The organism is uncultured Alsobacter sp. (assembly GCF_945952055.1).
Classification (GTDB): Bacteria; Pseudomonadota; Alphaproteobacteria; order Rhizobiales; family Beijerinckiaceae; genus Alsobacter.
Genome location: NZ_CAMFHB010000037.1, coordinates 1 through 13,553, shown reverse-complemented (window position 1 = coordinate 13,553; position 13,553 = coordinate 1). Strand labels below are relative to the sequence as shown.

The following is a 13,553-nucleotide window of genomic DNA, read 5'->3' as shown; positions in this document are numbered from 1 at the left end:
CGCGACATCGCCGCACCGGGCGTCTGCCGTCCGTCAGGCCGTGCGCTTGACGTCGAACCAGTCGGGGACGCTCGTCAGGGGTGGGATGGGCCGCACCAGCGGCCCGTCCAGGTCCACGGCCTGGATGCCCATGGCGGAGATCCAGACGGCCTCGTCCGCATCGGTGTCGAGGACGATGTGGGCGGGGGGCGCACCGAACTGGTGCCCGGCATTGAACACCCAGGTCTTGCCGACCCGGTCGGCCCATGACCCGTCCCGCACGAACGGCGACTGGTGGATGTGACCCGCCACGACGATGTCGGGTCCGAACTGGGCGATCCACGCCTCGACGTCCGCGTCGCCCATGCTGCGGCTGCCCGACCAGCTGGTCGGCGAATTCCGCGGCGGCGCGTGGTGGATCCAGACCCAGCGCAGCCCGTCCCGCCGCTGCGCATCGGTCTCGAGCTGGCGGATGAGCCGCTCGCGCACGATCGGACCGTCCCACCAGGGACAGACCGTGAAGAGCGTGTCGCCCACGACGACGCTGTCGCCATCCGTCTTGATGCCGAGCCCGCGGATGTCCTCGATCCAGCGCGGCACCTTCTCCCCGTCCTCGCCCCGCGAGTCGAGGTCGTGGTTGCCCGAGCAGACGATGAGCTGCGTCGCGGCCGCCAGGCGCTGCAGGTATTTGCGCACGACCAGCGTCTGCGCGCTGAAGTCGACGATCGATCCGACGTCGAGACAGTCGCCCGCAAGGACCACGAGATCGTAGCCCGGCCCGACCTGGAGCAGCCAGTCGAACTGGGGCAGGGCGTAGTGCAGATCGGCGACGAAGAGGCAGCGCATGCTCGGGATCCATCCGGTGCGAGGCCCCGGGACCCGACGAACAGACCACGAAGCCACGACACTCATCAAGTGTATGCAGTCGATCAAGCGCGCATGAATATTGGGCAACTTGCCAAGTGACGACGGGCCGCCCTATGGCTGACGCAAGACGCCGCGAGCCTCGCCGGGCCCGACGCGCGTCGGCAGCAGGGAGGCGGCCTTGGCGGACGCTCACGAACGAGACACGGCGCCCGTGGCGCTCGTCACAGGCGGGACACGCGGGATCGGAGAGGCCGTCGCGCGTCTTCTGGCCGGCCAAGGCTGGCGGGTGGTGGCGGGCGGCGTCCTGGCTTCGGAGGTGGACGGCTTCCAACCCCATGACGGGATCGAGCCGATCCTGCTCGACGTCACGTCGGACGCGTCGGTGAAGGCCGCCGTGGAACGCTGCGGTCGCCTGGATGCGCTGGTCAACTGCGCCGGCGTGCTGATGCGGGGCGGCGCCGAGTTCTCGATGGACGCCTTCGAGCGCACGGTCGCGGTGAACCTGCACGGCACGATGCGCTGTTGCCTGGCGGCACGGCCGCTCCTCGCCCACGCCAAGGGCGCCATCGTCAACACGGCCTCCATGTACAGCTTCTTCGGCGCTCCGCACGCGCCGGGCTATGCGGCTTCGAAGGGCGGGGTCGCGCAGCTCACCAAGTCGCTCGCGGCCGCCTGGGCCCCGGAGGGCATCCGCGTGAACGCGGTGGCGCCCGGCTGGATCGAGACCGACTTCACCCGGCCCGTCGTCAATGACCCGCACCGGTCGTCCGGCATCGTCGGCCGCACCCCCATGGCCCGTTGGGGAGAGCCCGGCGACGTCGCCGGCGCCGTTGCCTTTCTCCTGTCCGATGCCGCACGCTTCATCACGGGAACCGTCCTTCCCGTCGACGGCGGCTACCTGATCGCCTGATCCAACACGCAGAGGCGCCCATGACCGTCACCGCCAACCGCTCCGGGCTCGTCGAGACCGCCGACGAGAAGCGCATGCCCTACCGGCATCCCCAGCCCGAATACTCCCCGCCGGAGATCGTCATCCCCGACGCCGTGCCGACCGACGAGCGGATCTGGGTTCCGCAGGCGGAGAACGTCTGGTTCCGCCCCCTGTGCCTGAGCGCCTCGCGCGGGTACTGGCAGAACATCCTGCGCGTGCGGAAGTCCGGCGTCCTGTCGCGCCACCGCCACCCGCAGCCGGTGCACGGCTTCGTCCTCAAAGGCAAATGGCGCTACCTCGAGCACGACTGGGTGGCCACCGAGGGCGGCTATGTCTACGAGGCGCCGGGCGAGACGCACACGCTCGTGGTGGACGAGGACGTGGAGGAAATGATGACGCTCTTCCAGGTGAACGGCGCCATGATCTACGTCGATCCCGACGGCCGCGTTCAGGGCTACGAGGACGTCTTCACCAAGATCGAGATGTGCAAGAAGCACTACGCCGCGGTCGGGCTTGGCGCCGACTACGTGGAGCGGTTCATCCGGTAGTTGGGGCGGTTTGCCGTCACCGGACGGATTGGATCAGAACGGCCTCACGGCGAATGATGGCGCGGAACGCGTCCTCGATCGTGTTCCAATCCACCAGGTCGACCCTGAAGGGCAGATCCGAGTCTTCGAAGGCCTCCCGCAACTCTGCCAACTGCGGTAGCGGGAGAGCGTCCTGGCCGAGAATGGCCAGGTCGAGATCCGAAAACGGCTTGGCGCGTCCGCGGGCGCGCGAACCGAACGCGAGCACTTCTCGATCAGGTATCTTCGCAGACAGAATGGCGCGGATGACTGTCTGGTCCTGCGGCCTGAGAGAAAGCCTGCTTGCGGCCAAGGTCATGCAAGGCGCTCCGCCAATCGGTTCACAAGAGCTTGCACTTCCGTGATGAAAGCCGGGATTCCGGCAACGACCTCGACGGCCACGACCTCGTTGTAGGAATGGCTCGTCTTGCTCCGCATCTCTCGATAGCTGCGCCACTCTGGCCACGTCCCGAGCAGGAGACCCTGCTCGTTCGCAGAGCGGATCATGTCCTGGAAGCTCATGGCATCGACATGCTCGGGCGTCGGGGAAGCATACTCGAGGTACCGCTTCAGGGTCTTGTGCGCGATCTCGTAGGTAAACTCGAAACGCTGGACGAGGCCGTCGCGGATCTGAATGTCCGACGTGTCGCACTGATATCGTGCCAACCCTTCGACCAGACGGTCGAAGGCGCGCCTCAGCACCGAAATATCAGGCCTGATGTCGCTCACTGTCGGCATCCTCTTCACATCGCTGAAGCCGGTCCTCGACGTCGATTGCGAAAAACTCGCGCCGCTCACCCCTTCAGTGTACAACGCGCCCGCCCCGATGCGAATGACCCGCGAGATGAGCCCGTTCGAGCAACACCGCTTCTCCGTGGCGCCCATGATGGACTGGACGGACCGGTACTGCCGGGCCTTTCACCGTCACCTGAGCAGGCGCGCCCGGCTCTACACGGAAATGGTGACGACCGGCGCGGTGCTGCACGGCGATCGGGCCCGGCTGCTCGGGTTCGACGACCTGGAGCATCCGGTCGCGGTCCAGCTCGGCGGCTCGGACCCTGGGGATCTCGCCGCCGCGGCGCGGATCTGCGCCGATTTCGGCTATGACGAGGTCAACATCAATGTCGGCTGCCCGTCGGACCGGGTCCAGAACGGGCGCTTCGGCGCGTGCCTGATGCGCGAGCCGGCGCTCGTCGGCGAGTGCGTCGCCGCGATGAAGGTCGCCGTGCGCGTGCCGGTGACGGTGAAGTGCCGGATCGGCGTGGACGACCAGGATCCCGAGGCGGCTCTCGACGCCTTGGCCGATGCGGTGCTGGCCGCCGGCGCGGACGCGCTGGTGGTGCATGCCCGCAAGGCCTGGCTGCAGGGCCTGTCGCCCAAGGAAAACCGCGACATCCCTCCCCTCGACTATGCGCGCGTCCATCGCCTGAAGGCGCGCCTGCCGCACGTGCCGATCTCGATCAACGGCGGCATTGCCGGCCTGGCCGAGGCCGCGGTCCAACTCGCTGAAGTCGACGGCGTGATGCTGGGGCGAGCCGCCTACCACGACCCGGGCCTGCTGCTCGCCGTCGACCCGCACCTGTTCGGCGAGGCGCCGCCGGCCCTCGATCCCTTCGCCGCGATCGAGGCGTTCGAGCCCTATGTCTCCGCACGCCTGGCCGAGGGCACGCGGCTGCACGCCATCACGCGGCACATGCTGGGCCTGTTCAACGGCCGGCCCGGTGCGCGGGCCTGGCGCCGGCACCTTGCGACCGAGGGCGTGAAGCCGGGAGCCGGGCTGGACACCTTGCGCGACGCGTTGGCCCACGTGCGCCGCGCCCCGGCCGAGGACGGGGAACCCGTGGCCGCCTGATCGGCCCGACGCAGGCCTTGTTCCGCCCGCCCATGCGATTTTCGCATGGCTGCGCGCCTTGCCCCCCGGCCCGAAATGGCCCAGAGCTTCGGGTGCACGCCTTCCTGCCCCCGAGGTTTCCATGTTCCAGGACATCGCCGTCACCCAGCTCGTGATCCTGGCCGTGGGCCTCCTCGCCGCGGGCGCGGTGACCGGGCTCTTGGCCGGCATCTTCGGCGTCGGCGGCGGGGCCATCATCGTGCCGGTGCTCTACGAGCTCTTCCGCATCCAGGGCGTGCCGGAGGATGTCCGCATGCCGCTCGCGGTGGGCACGTCGCTGGCCATCATCATCCCGACCTCGATCCGATCCTTCAGGGCGCACCAGAAGAAGGGCGCGGTCGATCTCTCGATCCTGAAGGCCTGGGCCGTGCCCGTCGTGGTGGGCGTGATCCTCGGCAGCCTCGTCGCGCGCTATGCGCCGGCGGGCCTGTTCAAGCTCGTGTTCGTGCTGGTGGCGGGCGTCAGCGCCATCCGCCTGCTGTTCGGCCGCGATTCCTGGCGGCTCGGCACCGACCTGCCGACAGGCCCGCTGATGAAGATCTACGGCCTGCTGATCGGCGTGCTGTCTTCGCTGATGGGCATCGGCGGCGGACAACTCTCCAACCTGTTCATGACCTTCTACGGCCGGCCCATCCACCAGGCGGTCGCGACCTCGTCGGGCCTGGGCGTGATCATCTCCATCCCGGGCACGCTGGGCTACATCTATGCCGGCTGGCCGAAGATGGGCCTCGTGCCGGCGGTCCTCCCGCCCCTGTCGCTGGGCTACATTTCGCTGATCGGCATGGCGCTCGTCATCCCCACCAGCATCCTCACCGCGCCGCTCGGCGTGACCATCGCCCACAAACTGTCGAAGCGGCGACTCGAGGTGGCCTTCGGCATCTTCCTGCTGCTGGTGAGCCTGCGGTTCCTGCTGGGACTGTTCGGGATCTAGGCGGCCTGCTGGATCGGCTTAGCCGGCGTTTTCGCACCCTTCACAAGCGCGAAGCCAGAACGGCCAGCATCGCGATCTCGGCGACCTGCTGCGTCGCCCCGGCTACGTCTCCCGTCTGGCCGCCGATGAGGCGGCGGGACAGAACGAGCACGGGCCAGGCCGACAGGGTCCCGACGATGAGCGACACGCCCGCGCGCGGCAGGCCGAAAGCCGGCGTGAGCACCAGCAGCGTGATGCCGACCGCGAGCGCGGCCGCCGTTGCCATGGTGGTGTCCGACGGGCGGCCGACCGAGGCCGAGCGGCCGTCTGGCTTGGCCGGCGGCAACAGCCACAGCGGCGCCAAGGCGATGACGCGGGTCGCCGAGGCCACGGCGACGAGGGCCAGTCCCGCGGGACCGGCGCCCAGCCGTTCCGCGATCGCCGCGACCAGCGTCACGCGCAGGATGAGCGACAGCCCGATGGCGGTGGCGCCATAGGTGCCCACCCGGCTGTCGCTCATGATCTCCAGCCGGCGTTGAACGGTGCGCCCACCCCCGAACCCGTCGGCCGTGTCGGCCAGGCCGTCCTCGTGGAAGGCGCCGGTCGCCAGCACCAGGGCCGCCACGGCCAAGGCGGCGGCGGCCGCGGGGGGCAGTCGCAGCGCCAGCGCCAGGGCGAGGACCAGGGCACCGACGAGCCCGATCACCGCGCCGGCCAGCGGCAGGGCCCGCGGAATGCGGGTGAAGTCCGGCACGGCGTGCGGATCGGCCTCGCCCGGCAGCCTGGGCACGGGCAGGCGGGAATAGAAGCGCAGGCACTGGGCCACCTCCACCAGGAGACCCGGGCCGCTCAGCGGAGCTTGGCCGGCACCTGGTCCTGCACTCGGCCCACCCACGGGCCCCTGTTCAGCCGCCATCGTGTTTCCGCTCCGTCGCTTCGGGTGCTAGACAGTCCGGCCCGAATCCTCGGGCCGTCAAGCGAGTGCATCATGGGACCTTCCGACAGCGGCATGCCTTTCGACGACATCCGGCGCCTGATCGCGCAGATGCCCGGCCCGGATGCGGTCGCGGTGGGTGCAGTGCGAGACCGCGATGCGCAGCTGACCAAGCCGCCGGGCTCGCTCGGACGCCTGGAGGACCTGGCCGAGTGGGTCGCCGCCTGGCAGGGCCGCTCGCGGCCGTCCATCGATCGCCCCACCGTCTGCGTGTTCGCGGCCAACCACGGCGTGGTGGCCCAGGGGGTCTCGGCATTCCCGCAGGCGGTCACCCGCCAGATGCTGGAGAATTTCTCCGCCGGCGGCGCCGCGATCAACCAGATCTGCGCGACCTTCGACATCGGCTTCAAGGTGTTCGACCTGGCGCTCGACGTGCCGAGCGGCGACATCACCCAGGAACCCGCGCTCGACGAGAAGATGTGCGTCGCCACCATGGCCTACGGCATGGAGGCGGTGGCCGGCGGAGTCGACCTGCTGGGGCTCGGGGAGATGGGTATCGGCAACACCACCATCGCGGCGGCGATCTACGCGGCGCTTTATGGCGGCGATGCCGGGCGTTTCGTGGGACGCGGCACGGGCGTCGACGACGAGGGCCTGCGGCGCAAGCGCAGCGCCGTCGAGAGGGCGCTCGTCCTGCATGCCTCGCATCTCGGCGACCCGCTGGAGGTCCTGCGCCGCGTCGGCGGTCGCGAGATCGCGGCGATGGCCGGCGCCATCCTGGCCGCGCGGCTGCAACGCGTGCCGGTGGTGCTCGACGGCTATGTCGTGACGGCCGCCGCCGCGGTGCTGCACGCGCTCGACCCGAGCGCCCTCGACCACTGCATCGCCGGTCACCGTTCCGCCGAGGGCGCCCACGGCGAGGTGCTGGAGCGCCTGGGGCTGGAGCCCGTTCTCGATCTCGGCATGCGGCTCGGGGAAGCCAGCGGCGCCGCCATGGCGATGGGCGTGGTCAGGGCCGCGGTGGCCTGCCACACGGGCATGGCCACGTTCGGCCAGGCGGGCGTGAGCAACAAGGACGGCTGAGGCCTCAGGCGGCGCGACGTTCGCGCCGGAGCGTGGGGGGCGTTGACGGCGTCGTCGTGTCCGACACGTCGCTCAGCGGCGCCAGCGTGTCCATGACGCGGTTGGGCGGGAAGGTGACCAGCACCTCCGTGCCCTCGCGCAGGACGGAGCTCAACTTCAGGCTGCCGCCGTGCAGGTCAATGAGGCCCTTCACGATGGGCAGGCCGAGGCCCGTGCCCTGTTCGGCGGTCTTGATGGCGAGCGAACCGCGGCCGAAGGACTGCAGCACGACCGGGATCTCGTCCTCGGGAATGCCGGGCCCGTTGTCCTTGACGCTGAGATACTGGCCGCCCGCCGCCGTCCAGCCCACCTTGATGACGACCTCGCCGCCCTGCGGGGTGAACTTGATGGCGTTGGACAGGATGTTGAGCGCGATCTGCCGGACGGCGCGTTCGTCGGCCCAGAGCCGGGGCAGGTCCTTCTCCACGATCTCGCGGATGGAGATGCTGCGGCCGCGGGCGCGCATCTGCAGCATGTGGCGGCAGTCCTCCACCACGTGGGAGAGGTTCACGGCCTCTTCCTTCAGCTCGTAGCGGCCGGCCTCGATGCGCGACAGGTCCAGGATCTCGTTGATGATGTCGAGAAGGAGCGTCCCGCTGGCATGGATGTCGTGCGCGTATTCCCGGTAGGCCGGCACCTGGTGCTGCCCGAAGAGCTCGGACTTCATCACTTCGGAGAAGCCGAGGATGGCGTTGAGCGGCGTGCGCAGCTCGTGGCTCATCGTCGCCAGGAAGTGAGACTTTGCGACGTTGGCCTCTTCCGCCCGGCGACGGGCCTCGTCGGAATTGGCCTTGGCCTGTTCCAGCTCGGCGATCAGCGAATCCTTCTCCGCCCGGAACTCGATCGTGGCGATGGTCGTCGAGTAGAGGCGGTTGGCCAGCACCACGAAGTAGAGCTGGCCGGCGATCGCCATGGCGGCCATGGTCAGCCATTCGATGCCATGGTTGGAGATGATGGTGCCGGCCACCACCCCCGTGATGGGCAGGATCCCGGCATAGACGGCGATCGGCAGGTTGGAGGCGATCATCACCGTGACGCCGGTGATGAGCAGCGCCACGAAGAGCAGGAAGGTCTCGGCCCCCTGTCCCTGGTTGGCCACCGACAGCAGCATGGTGATGAGGTAGGACCAGCTCATGCCCTGCAGCAGGGAGACGAGCGTGATGGTGCGTCGCCAGGCGCGGACGTCGCGCTTCTCGTGCGGGATCGCCTGGAAGCGGCGGCACACCAGCGACATGGCCGCCATGGCGGCGGTCGTCACCGTGGTCCACAGCAGCACGCGCGGCAGATCGATCCAGATCGTGGAGGCCGCGGCGACGGCGACCGCGAGAAGCAGCATCGGGGTGATGCTGCTGCGCTGGGTCTCGGCGAAAAGGCGAAGCAGTTCGTCGTCGAACGCGCGGGCGAGCCCCGTCGTCGAGGTCAGCCGTTCGCGAACGGCCCGCAGTTCCGAAGAGGCCTGGCGCCGGCGCGCCAGTGTCGCAGGGTCCCCCTTGCGGCCTCTCTGGATGATCTCGGGCGTCAGGTCGGTCATTGCGGTCCGCTGGCTTTCAGGCGGGTGAGCGCCATCGCAACAAACTGACCGAAAAGAGTTAACTTCAGACTGACTCGATCCCGACAATGCCGACCTATCGCCTCCCAGACGCCTGATGCGGATGACCTCTGTGCTCGACCGGATGACCCGGTCCATGGTTGCCGGCCTGCTGGCCGGGCTCTTCGCCGCAGGCGGATTTCTCGCCTGGCGGGTGGTGAAGCCGCCTGCCGTGGTGACGGGCACCGCCCGGGTCATCGACGGCGACTCCCTGGAGGTCGGCGGCCACGAGATTCGGCTCGCCGGCATCGACGCCCCGGAATTCCGCCAGACGTGCCTCGGGGCGCGCGGGCAGGAGCCATGCGGCCGGCAGGCGCGCGACGCCCTGGTGCGCATGGTCGGCACCGGCCGGCTCGACTGCACGATCGTCGATCGCGACCGCTACGACCGGGACGTGGCCCTGTGCCGGCGGGACGGCCGCGACGTGAACGGCGACATGGTGCGGGCCGGACACGCCGTGGCCTATGGCCGCTACGAGAGCGAGGAGGCCGAGGCCCGCTCGGAACGACGCGGCGTCTGGGCCACCCGGTTCGAGCGGCCGGCCGACTGGCGTGCGCGCCACCCGAGGAACGACTGATGGCGGCTGGCCGGGATGGCCTGGAGGCGTTGGTCGCGCGGATCGGCCGATGCCGCGTCTGCCGCGACGAGCCGTCCGGGCGGCCGCTGCCGCACGAGCCGAGGCCGGTCCTGCAGGTCGGCACGGTCGCCCCTGCCCTGCTCTTGTGCGGCCAGGCGCCGGGCACCCGCGCGCATGCCTCCGGCAAGCCGTTTTCCGACCCGTCCGGCCAGCGCCTGCGGGCCTGGCTCGGCGTTTCGGAGGCCGAGTTCTACGATGCGGGCCGCATCGCCATCGTTCCCATGGGCTTCTGCTTCCCCGGCACGGACCCGCGCGGCGGGGACCGCCCCCCGCGGCCGGAATGCGCGAGGACCTGGCACGGGGCGCTCCTGGACGCGATCGGCGAGCCCGGCTTGACCGTCACGCTGGGTGCGCCCGCCCTGCGCCACCATCTGGCACGTCGCGGGAGCGCCGACCTCATGGCCGGCACGCTCGACGCCACGCTGGCCGCCTGGCGCACCCTGCTCGCCGAGGCCCGCATCCTCGCCCTCCCCCACCCCTCCTGGCGCAACACGCACTGGCTGAAGCGCAATCCCTGGTTCGACGCCGAACTGCTCCCCGTCCTCCGCGCCGAGGTGGACAGGCTGCTGCGAGCACCCGGCGGTCCGCGGACGTGAGGGGACCGCCCGGACGGCGGCGATCGGGACTTGCGTCCTCAGCCCTGCGCTCAGACCTCAGGATCCAGCGGCCACAGCAATGGGCTCGAGCTTTTTGACTGGCTCGAAAGGTTCGCCCAGCGTTGCCCCGGCATGCCGGCTTCCGAGCAGCCGGTCCGCGATGTCGACGGGCCAAGGCGGTGTGCGGCCCGCCGATCCGCCGACGGACCGGATCGCCGCATCCGCCAGCGTGGGCACGATGCTCCAGGCCACGGCGGCGCATACCGCGACGAGTTCCAGCGCCGTGCGCGTGACCGCGGCAGCCCTCGCCCGGTCGCCGCGGAGTGCGGCCCAGGGTGCGGCGGCCTGGACATAGGCGTTGGCCGCCGACCAGAGCGCTCTCGTCTCGGCGGCGGCCTGCCGAAACTCACGTGCCCGATGCCGGTCGTGGATCGATCTCACGCGGGCAGCGACGTCGGCGACCAGGGCGCGTTCCGCCTCTGCCGGTTCGCCCCCGTCCGGCACACGCCCGTCGAACGCCGCGTGGGCGAAGCGCGTCACGCGCTGGACCAGATTGCCGAACACATCGGCGAGGTCCTTGGTCACCTCCGTCGCGAACCGCGCCGGCCGGAAGTCCGTGTCGGCGCTTTCCGGCGCGTTGGCGATCAGCCACCAGCGCCAGAGATCGGCCGGGTGCTCGGCCAGCGCAGCCTCGCACGAGAGCCCGCGCCCCTGGCTGGTGGAGAACTTTCCGCCCTCCCACGTCAGCCAGTGAAAGCCCTTGATTACGTCCACCGTGCGCCACGGCTCGCCAGAGCCCAGAAGCGTGCCGGGAAAGCTGACCGCGTGGAACGGCACGTTGTCCTTGCCGAGGAACTGGACATAGGTGCTCTGGCGCGCCGCCTCGCCCCACCACCACGCCCGCCAATCGCCCCCCTGTTCGGCAGCCCAGTCCTGCGTGGCCGCGATGTAGGCGATGGGCGCGTCGAACCAGACGTAGAACACCTTCCCCTCGAAGCCGGGCCTGGGCACGGGAACGCCCCATGCCAGGTCGCGGGTGATGCAGCGATCCTTGAGGTCGGCCGTGAGCCAGCTTCGCGCCAGCGAGGTCACGAAGGCCGGCCATCCGTGACGCGTATCCACCCAGGCGGCCAGCTGCTCCACCAGCGCCGACTGCCGCAGGAAGAGGTGCCGGCTTTCACGCACCTCGAGCCGGGTGTCGCCCGAGAGGGCGGAGCGCGGGGCGATGAGATCAACGCCGTCCAGCAAGGCGCCGCACGCGTCGCACTGGTCGCCGCGCGCGTCGGGCCCCCCGCAATGCGGGCAGGTGCCGAGCACATAGCGGTCCGGCAGGTAGCGCCGGTCCACCGGGGACCAGAGCTGCGGCACGGGGCGCTCGGCGATCAGCCCCGCCGCGTCGAGGCGGCGGTAGAAATGGTGCGTGAGCGCGTGGTTCGAGGGAGCGGAGGAGCGGCCGAAATGGTCGAAGCTCAGCCCGAACCGGCGAAAGGTCTCGGCCTGCCGGGCATGCTCGACGTCGCAGAAATGGCGGGGATCGAGGCCGGCCCGGGCTGCGGCGAGCTCGGTCGGTGTCCCGTGCTCGTCCGTGGCGCAGACGAACAGGACCTCGCTCCCGATCTGCCGGTGGAAGCGGGCGTGCACGTCGGCCGGCAGGAGAGATCCGACCAGATTGCCGAGATGCTTGGCGCCGCTGACGTAGGGCAGCGCGCTGGTGATGAGGATGCGGCGTGACATGAGGGATGACCCGTGCGGAAAGGTGGACGCGCCGAACCCGCAACGAAAAAGCCCTCCCGCGTGGCACGGAAGGGCTGGGTTCGGCGCTCTCGCCTGTCTCGCGCGCTGGCGCGCGTCACCCTCTCCGGCCGGACCTCGCGCGGTCGGGCCGGGGCATTCGCAGGGTGTGGGAAGCGACCGTATCCATCGCAACATCGTAATCTTCCCCGGGCCCGCCATCAAGGGCGGCCCCCTATCCCGGGTCACGCCTCGGGCGCGACGGCCGCCCGCCATGGAACCCGGCGTCTCGCGCCCGCATTGCCCTGCGTGATGCCGGCCAAGCTGAACGGACACCCCGTTGCCGGGTTCATGCCGCGTTCAGGCCCCTCTTCGGAGATTGTCTCCGTGTCCTGACAAGAAACGGAGGCCAGTCCATGAGCCCGCGCTTCGCGACTTTCTTCGCCGCCCTCGTGCTGGTGGCCTCCGCAGGGTTCGCGAGAGCGGAGCCGCGGGTGGCGCTCGTCATCGGCAATGCCCACTACGGGTCGGGAGAGCTGCCGACCCCGGCCAACGATGCCGGCCTCCTCGCGCAGGAACTCCAGACCGCCGGGTTCGACGTCGTCGCCGGCGCCGATCTCGACCTCACGGGGGTGCGCAAGAGCCTGCGGGAATTCATCGACAAGCTGACCGCGGCCGGCCCGGAGGCCACGGCCACGGTGTTCATCGCTGGCCAGGGCGTGCAGTTCGAGGGCGAGAACTACTTCGTCCCCATCGGCGCGCGCATCGAGCGGGCGAGCGACATCCCCCTCGAGAGCTTCCGGATGCTCGACCTGCTGCGCGTGCTGGGCGCCTCCGGCCGCATCCGCATCGTGGCCCTCGACCTCGCCCGTCCCTTCCCGCCGCTTGCCGACGGCCAGGGCCTCGCGCCGGGCCTCGCCTTGACGGAGCCGCCGCAGGGCACGCTGCTGGCCATGAGCGCGGGACCCGACGCCGTGCTGCCGCAGGAGGCCGGCCCCTACGGCGTGTATGCCACGTCGCTGGTCGAGATGATGCGCCAGCCGGGTCTGCAGGCCGGCGAGCTCTTCGCCCGCGTGCGCGTGCGGGTCCACGAGGTGACCCAGGGACGCCAGACGCCGGCGCAGACGGGCACCCTGCAGGCGCCCTTCACCTTCTACGAGCCGCAGGAGAATGCGGGACCGCCGCCGCCCCCGGCGCCCGCCCGCCCGCGCGGCATGGCCGACCTGCTGCCGGCCGAGGCCTATGCGATGGCCATCGAGCGCGACACCATCACCGGCTACCAGGAGTTCCTGCGCGCCTTCCCTTCGGACCGCATGGTGCCGCGGATCCAGCGGCTTCTCGCGGCCCGCCGCGAGGCGATCGTCTGGCAGCGCACCGTCTCGCGCAACACGCCCGAGTCCTACTGGACCTATCTGCGGCGCTACGATGACGGACCGCACGCGGCCGATGCACGGCGTCGCCTGGCCCGTCTCGCCGCCCCGCCGGAGCCGCCCCGTGTCTTCGACGAGATGGAGTACGATCTCCCGCCGCCCCTGCCGCGCGTCGAGGTGATCGAGACGGGTCCGGCCTATTTCGTCGACGACCTGCCTCCGCCGCCTCCGCCGCCGGCCTACCTGCTGCCGCCGCCGCGCGAACCCATCGCGCTGCCGCCGCCCCCGCCGCCGTCCCCGGGCTTCCTACCGATCCCCATCCCGATCCCGATGCCGGGCTGGGCGCGGCGTCCGCCCCCGCCGCAGCCCCCCGTCATGGTGCAGGGTCTGTCTCTTATACACATCTGACGCTGCCGACGACTCCTTACGTG

The 13,553-nt window shown here is 70.4% G+C and carries 13 protein-coding genes; 7 read left to right on the top strand and 6 right to left on the bottom strand.

What is annotated here, in order from left to right; translation table 11 throughout:
- Positions 1-33 precede the first annotated feature (33 nt).
- Complete coding sequence (locus Q0Q47_RS22580) at positions 34-825, bottom strand: metallophosphoesterase (RefSeq protein WP_293865174.1); 792 nt, start codon at positions 823-825, stop codon at positions 34-36.
- Between the two features lie 232 nt (positions 826-1,057).
- On the opposite strand from Q0Q47_RS22580, the gene Q0Q47_RS22575 reads away from it, so the two are divergent.
- Complete coding sequence (locus Q0Q47_RS22575) at positions 1,058-1,756, top strand: SDR family NAD(P)-dependent oxidoreductase (RefSeq protein ID WP_293865172.1); 699 nt, start codon at positions 1,058-1,060, stop codon at positions 1,754-1,756.
- Positions 1,757-1,776: 20 nt separating this feature from the next.
- Entirely contained in the window at positions 1,777-2,325 is a 549-nt protein-coding gene (locus Q0Q47_RS22570; protein WP_293865170.1) for a 2,4'-dihydroxyacetophenone dioxygenase family protein, read from the top strand.
- Positions 2,326-2,341: 16 nt separating this feature from the next.
- On the opposite strand, the gene Q0Q47_RS22565 is transcribed toward Q0Q47_RS22570, so the two are convergent.
- Together Q0Q47_RS22565 and Q0Q47_RS22560 are read right to left on the bottom strand one after the other, a co-directional pair.
- Positions 2,342-2,662: a nucleotidyltransferase family protein gene (locus Q0Q47_RS22565; RefSeq protein ID WP_293865168.1), complete on the bottom strand. Its 321-nt coding sequence runs from the start codon at positions 2,660-2,662 to the stop codon at positions 2,342-2,344.
- Complete coding sequence (locus tag Q0Q47_RS22560; protein WP_293865166.1) at positions 2,659-3,072, bottom strand: HI0074 family nucleotidyltransferase substrate-binding subunit; 414 nt, start codon at positions 3,070-3,072, stop codon at positions 2,659-2,661. Before Q0Q47_RS22560 ends, Q0Q47_RS22565 begins: the two co-directional genes overlap by 4 nt.
- A 97-nt stretch (positions 3,073-3,169) precedes the next feature.
- Here Q0Q47_RS22560 and dusA point away from each other — a divergent pair, with 97 nt between their 5' ends.
- Positions 3,170-4,195 (top strand): tRNA dihydrouridine(20/20a) synthase DusA, encoded by a 1,026-nt coding sequence (dusA, locus tag Q0Q47_RS22555; protein WP_293865261.1) that lies wholly within the window; start codon positions 3,170-3,172, stop codon positions 4,193-4,195.
- Positions 4,196-4,316: 121 nt separating this feature from the next.
- Positions 4,317-5,165, top strand: coding sequence for a sulfite exporter TauE/SafE family protein (locus Q0Q47_RS22550; protein WP_293865163.1), 849 nt, complete (start codon positions 4,317-4,319; stop codon positions 5,163-5,165).
- A 40-nt stretch (positions 5,166-5,205) separates the two neighbouring features.
- Here the strand turns inward: Q0Q47_RS22550 and Q0Q47_RS22545 are convergent, their stop codons facing one another.
- Entirely contained in the window at positions 5,206-6,060 is an 855-nt protein-coding gene (locus tag Q0Q47_RS22545; protein WP_293865160.1) for an adenosylcobinamide-GDP ribazoletransferase, read from the bottom strand.
- Positions 6,061-6,132: 72 nt separating this feature from the next.
- On the opposite strand from Q0Q47_RS22545, the gene cobT reads away from it, so the two are divergent.
- A complete protein-coding gene (gene cobT, locus Q0Q47_RS22540) occupies positions 6,133-7,161 on the top strand; it encodes a nicotinate-nucleotide--dimethylbenzimidazole phosphoribosyltransferase (RefSeq protein ID WP_293865158.1) in 1,029 nt (342 codons plus the stop codon).
- 4 nt (positions 7,162-7,165) lie between these two features.
- Here the strand turns inward: cobT and Q0Q47_RS22535 are convergent, their stop codons facing one another.
- Positions 7,166-8,731: an ATP-binding protein gene (locus tag Q0Q47_RS22535; RefSeq protein ID WP_293865156.1), complete on the bottom strand. Its 1,566-nt coding sequence runs from the start codon at positions 8,729-8,731 to the stop codon at positions 7,166-7,168.
- A 115-nt stretch (positions 8,732-8,846) separates the two neighbouring features.
- On the opposite strand from Q0Q47_RS22535, the gene Q0Q47_RS22530 reads away from it, so the two are divergent.
- Together Q0Q47_RS22530 and Q0Q47_RS22525 are read left to right on the top strand one after the other, a co-directional pair.
- Positions 8,847-9,365: a thermonuclease family protein gene (locus Q0Q47_RS22530; protein WP_293865154.1), complete on the top strand. Its 519-nt coding sequence runs from the start codon at positions 8,847-8,849 to the stop codon at positions 9,363-9,365.
- Positions 9,365-10,021, top strand: coding sequence for a uracil-DNA glycosylase family protein (locus Q0Q47_RS22525; RefSeq protein ID WP_293865152.1), 657 nt, complete (start codon positions 9,365-9,367; stop codon positions 10,019-10,021). The genes Q0Q47_RS22530 and Q0Q47_RS22525 overlap by 1 nt, the downstream gene beginning before the upstream one ends.
- Before the next feature lie 57 nt (positions 10,022-10,078).
- Here Q0Q47_RS22525 and metG read toward each other — a convergent pair whose 3' ends face one another.
- Complete coding sequence (metG, locus tag Q0Q47_RS22520; protein ID WP_293865150.1) at positions 10,079-11,755, bottom strand: methionine--tRNA ligase; 1,677 nt, start codon at positions 11,753-11,755, stop codon at positions 10,079-10,081.
- Positions 11,756-13,553: the final 1,798 nt, after the last annotated feature.

What these genes read in the sequence shown, in the direction of transcription:
- Q0Q47_RS22580 (WP_293865174.1), bottom strand. Translation starts at nt 825, where the DNA reads ATGCGCTGCCTCTTCGTCGCCGATCTGCACTACGCCCTGCCCCAGTTC.
- Q0Q47_RS22570 (WP_293865170.1), top strand. Translation starts at nt 1,777, where the DNA reads ATGACCGTCACCGCCAACCGCTCCGGGCTCGTCGAGACCGCCGACGAG.
- Q0Q47_RS22565 (WP_293865168.1), bottom strand. Translation starts at nt 2,662, where the DNA reads ATGACCTTGGCCGCAAGCAGGCTTTCTCTCAGGCCGCAGGACCAGACA.
- dusA (WP_293865261.1), top strand. Translation starts at nt 3,170, where the DNA reads ATGCGAATGACCCGCGAGATGAGCCCGTTCGAGCAACACCGCTTCTCC.
- Q0Q47_RS22550 (WP_293865163.1), top strand. Translation starts at nt 4,317, where the DNA reads ATGTTCCAGGACATCGCCGTCACCCAGCTCGTGATCCTGGCCGTGGGC.
- Q0Q47_RS22545 (WP_293865160.1), bottom strand. Translation starts at nt 6,060, where the DNA reads ATGGCGGCTGAACAGGGGCCCGTGGGTGGGCCGAGTGCAGGACCAGGT.
- cobT (WP_293865158.1), top strand. Translation starts at nt 6,133, where the DNA reads ATGGGACCTTCCGACAGCGGCATGCCTTTCGACGACATCCGGCGCCTG.
- Q0Q47_RS22535 (WP_293865156.1), bottom strand. Translation starts at nt 8,731, where the DNA reads ATGACCGACCTGACGCCCGAGATCATCCAGAGAGGCCGCAAGGGGGAC.
- Q0Q47_RS22530 (WP_293865154.1), top strand. Translation starts at nt 8,847, where the DNA reads ATGCGGATGACCTCTGTGCTCGACCGGATGACCCGGTCCATGGTTGCC.
- Q0Q47_RS22525 (WP_293865152.1), top strand. Translation starts at nt 9,365, where the DNA reads ATGGCGGCTGGCCGGGATGGCCTGGAGGCGTTGGTCGCGCGGATCGGC.
- metG (WP_293865150.1), bottom strand. Translation starts at nt 11,755, where the DNA reads ATGTCACGCCGCATCCTCATCACCAGCGCGCTGCCCTACGTCAGCGGC.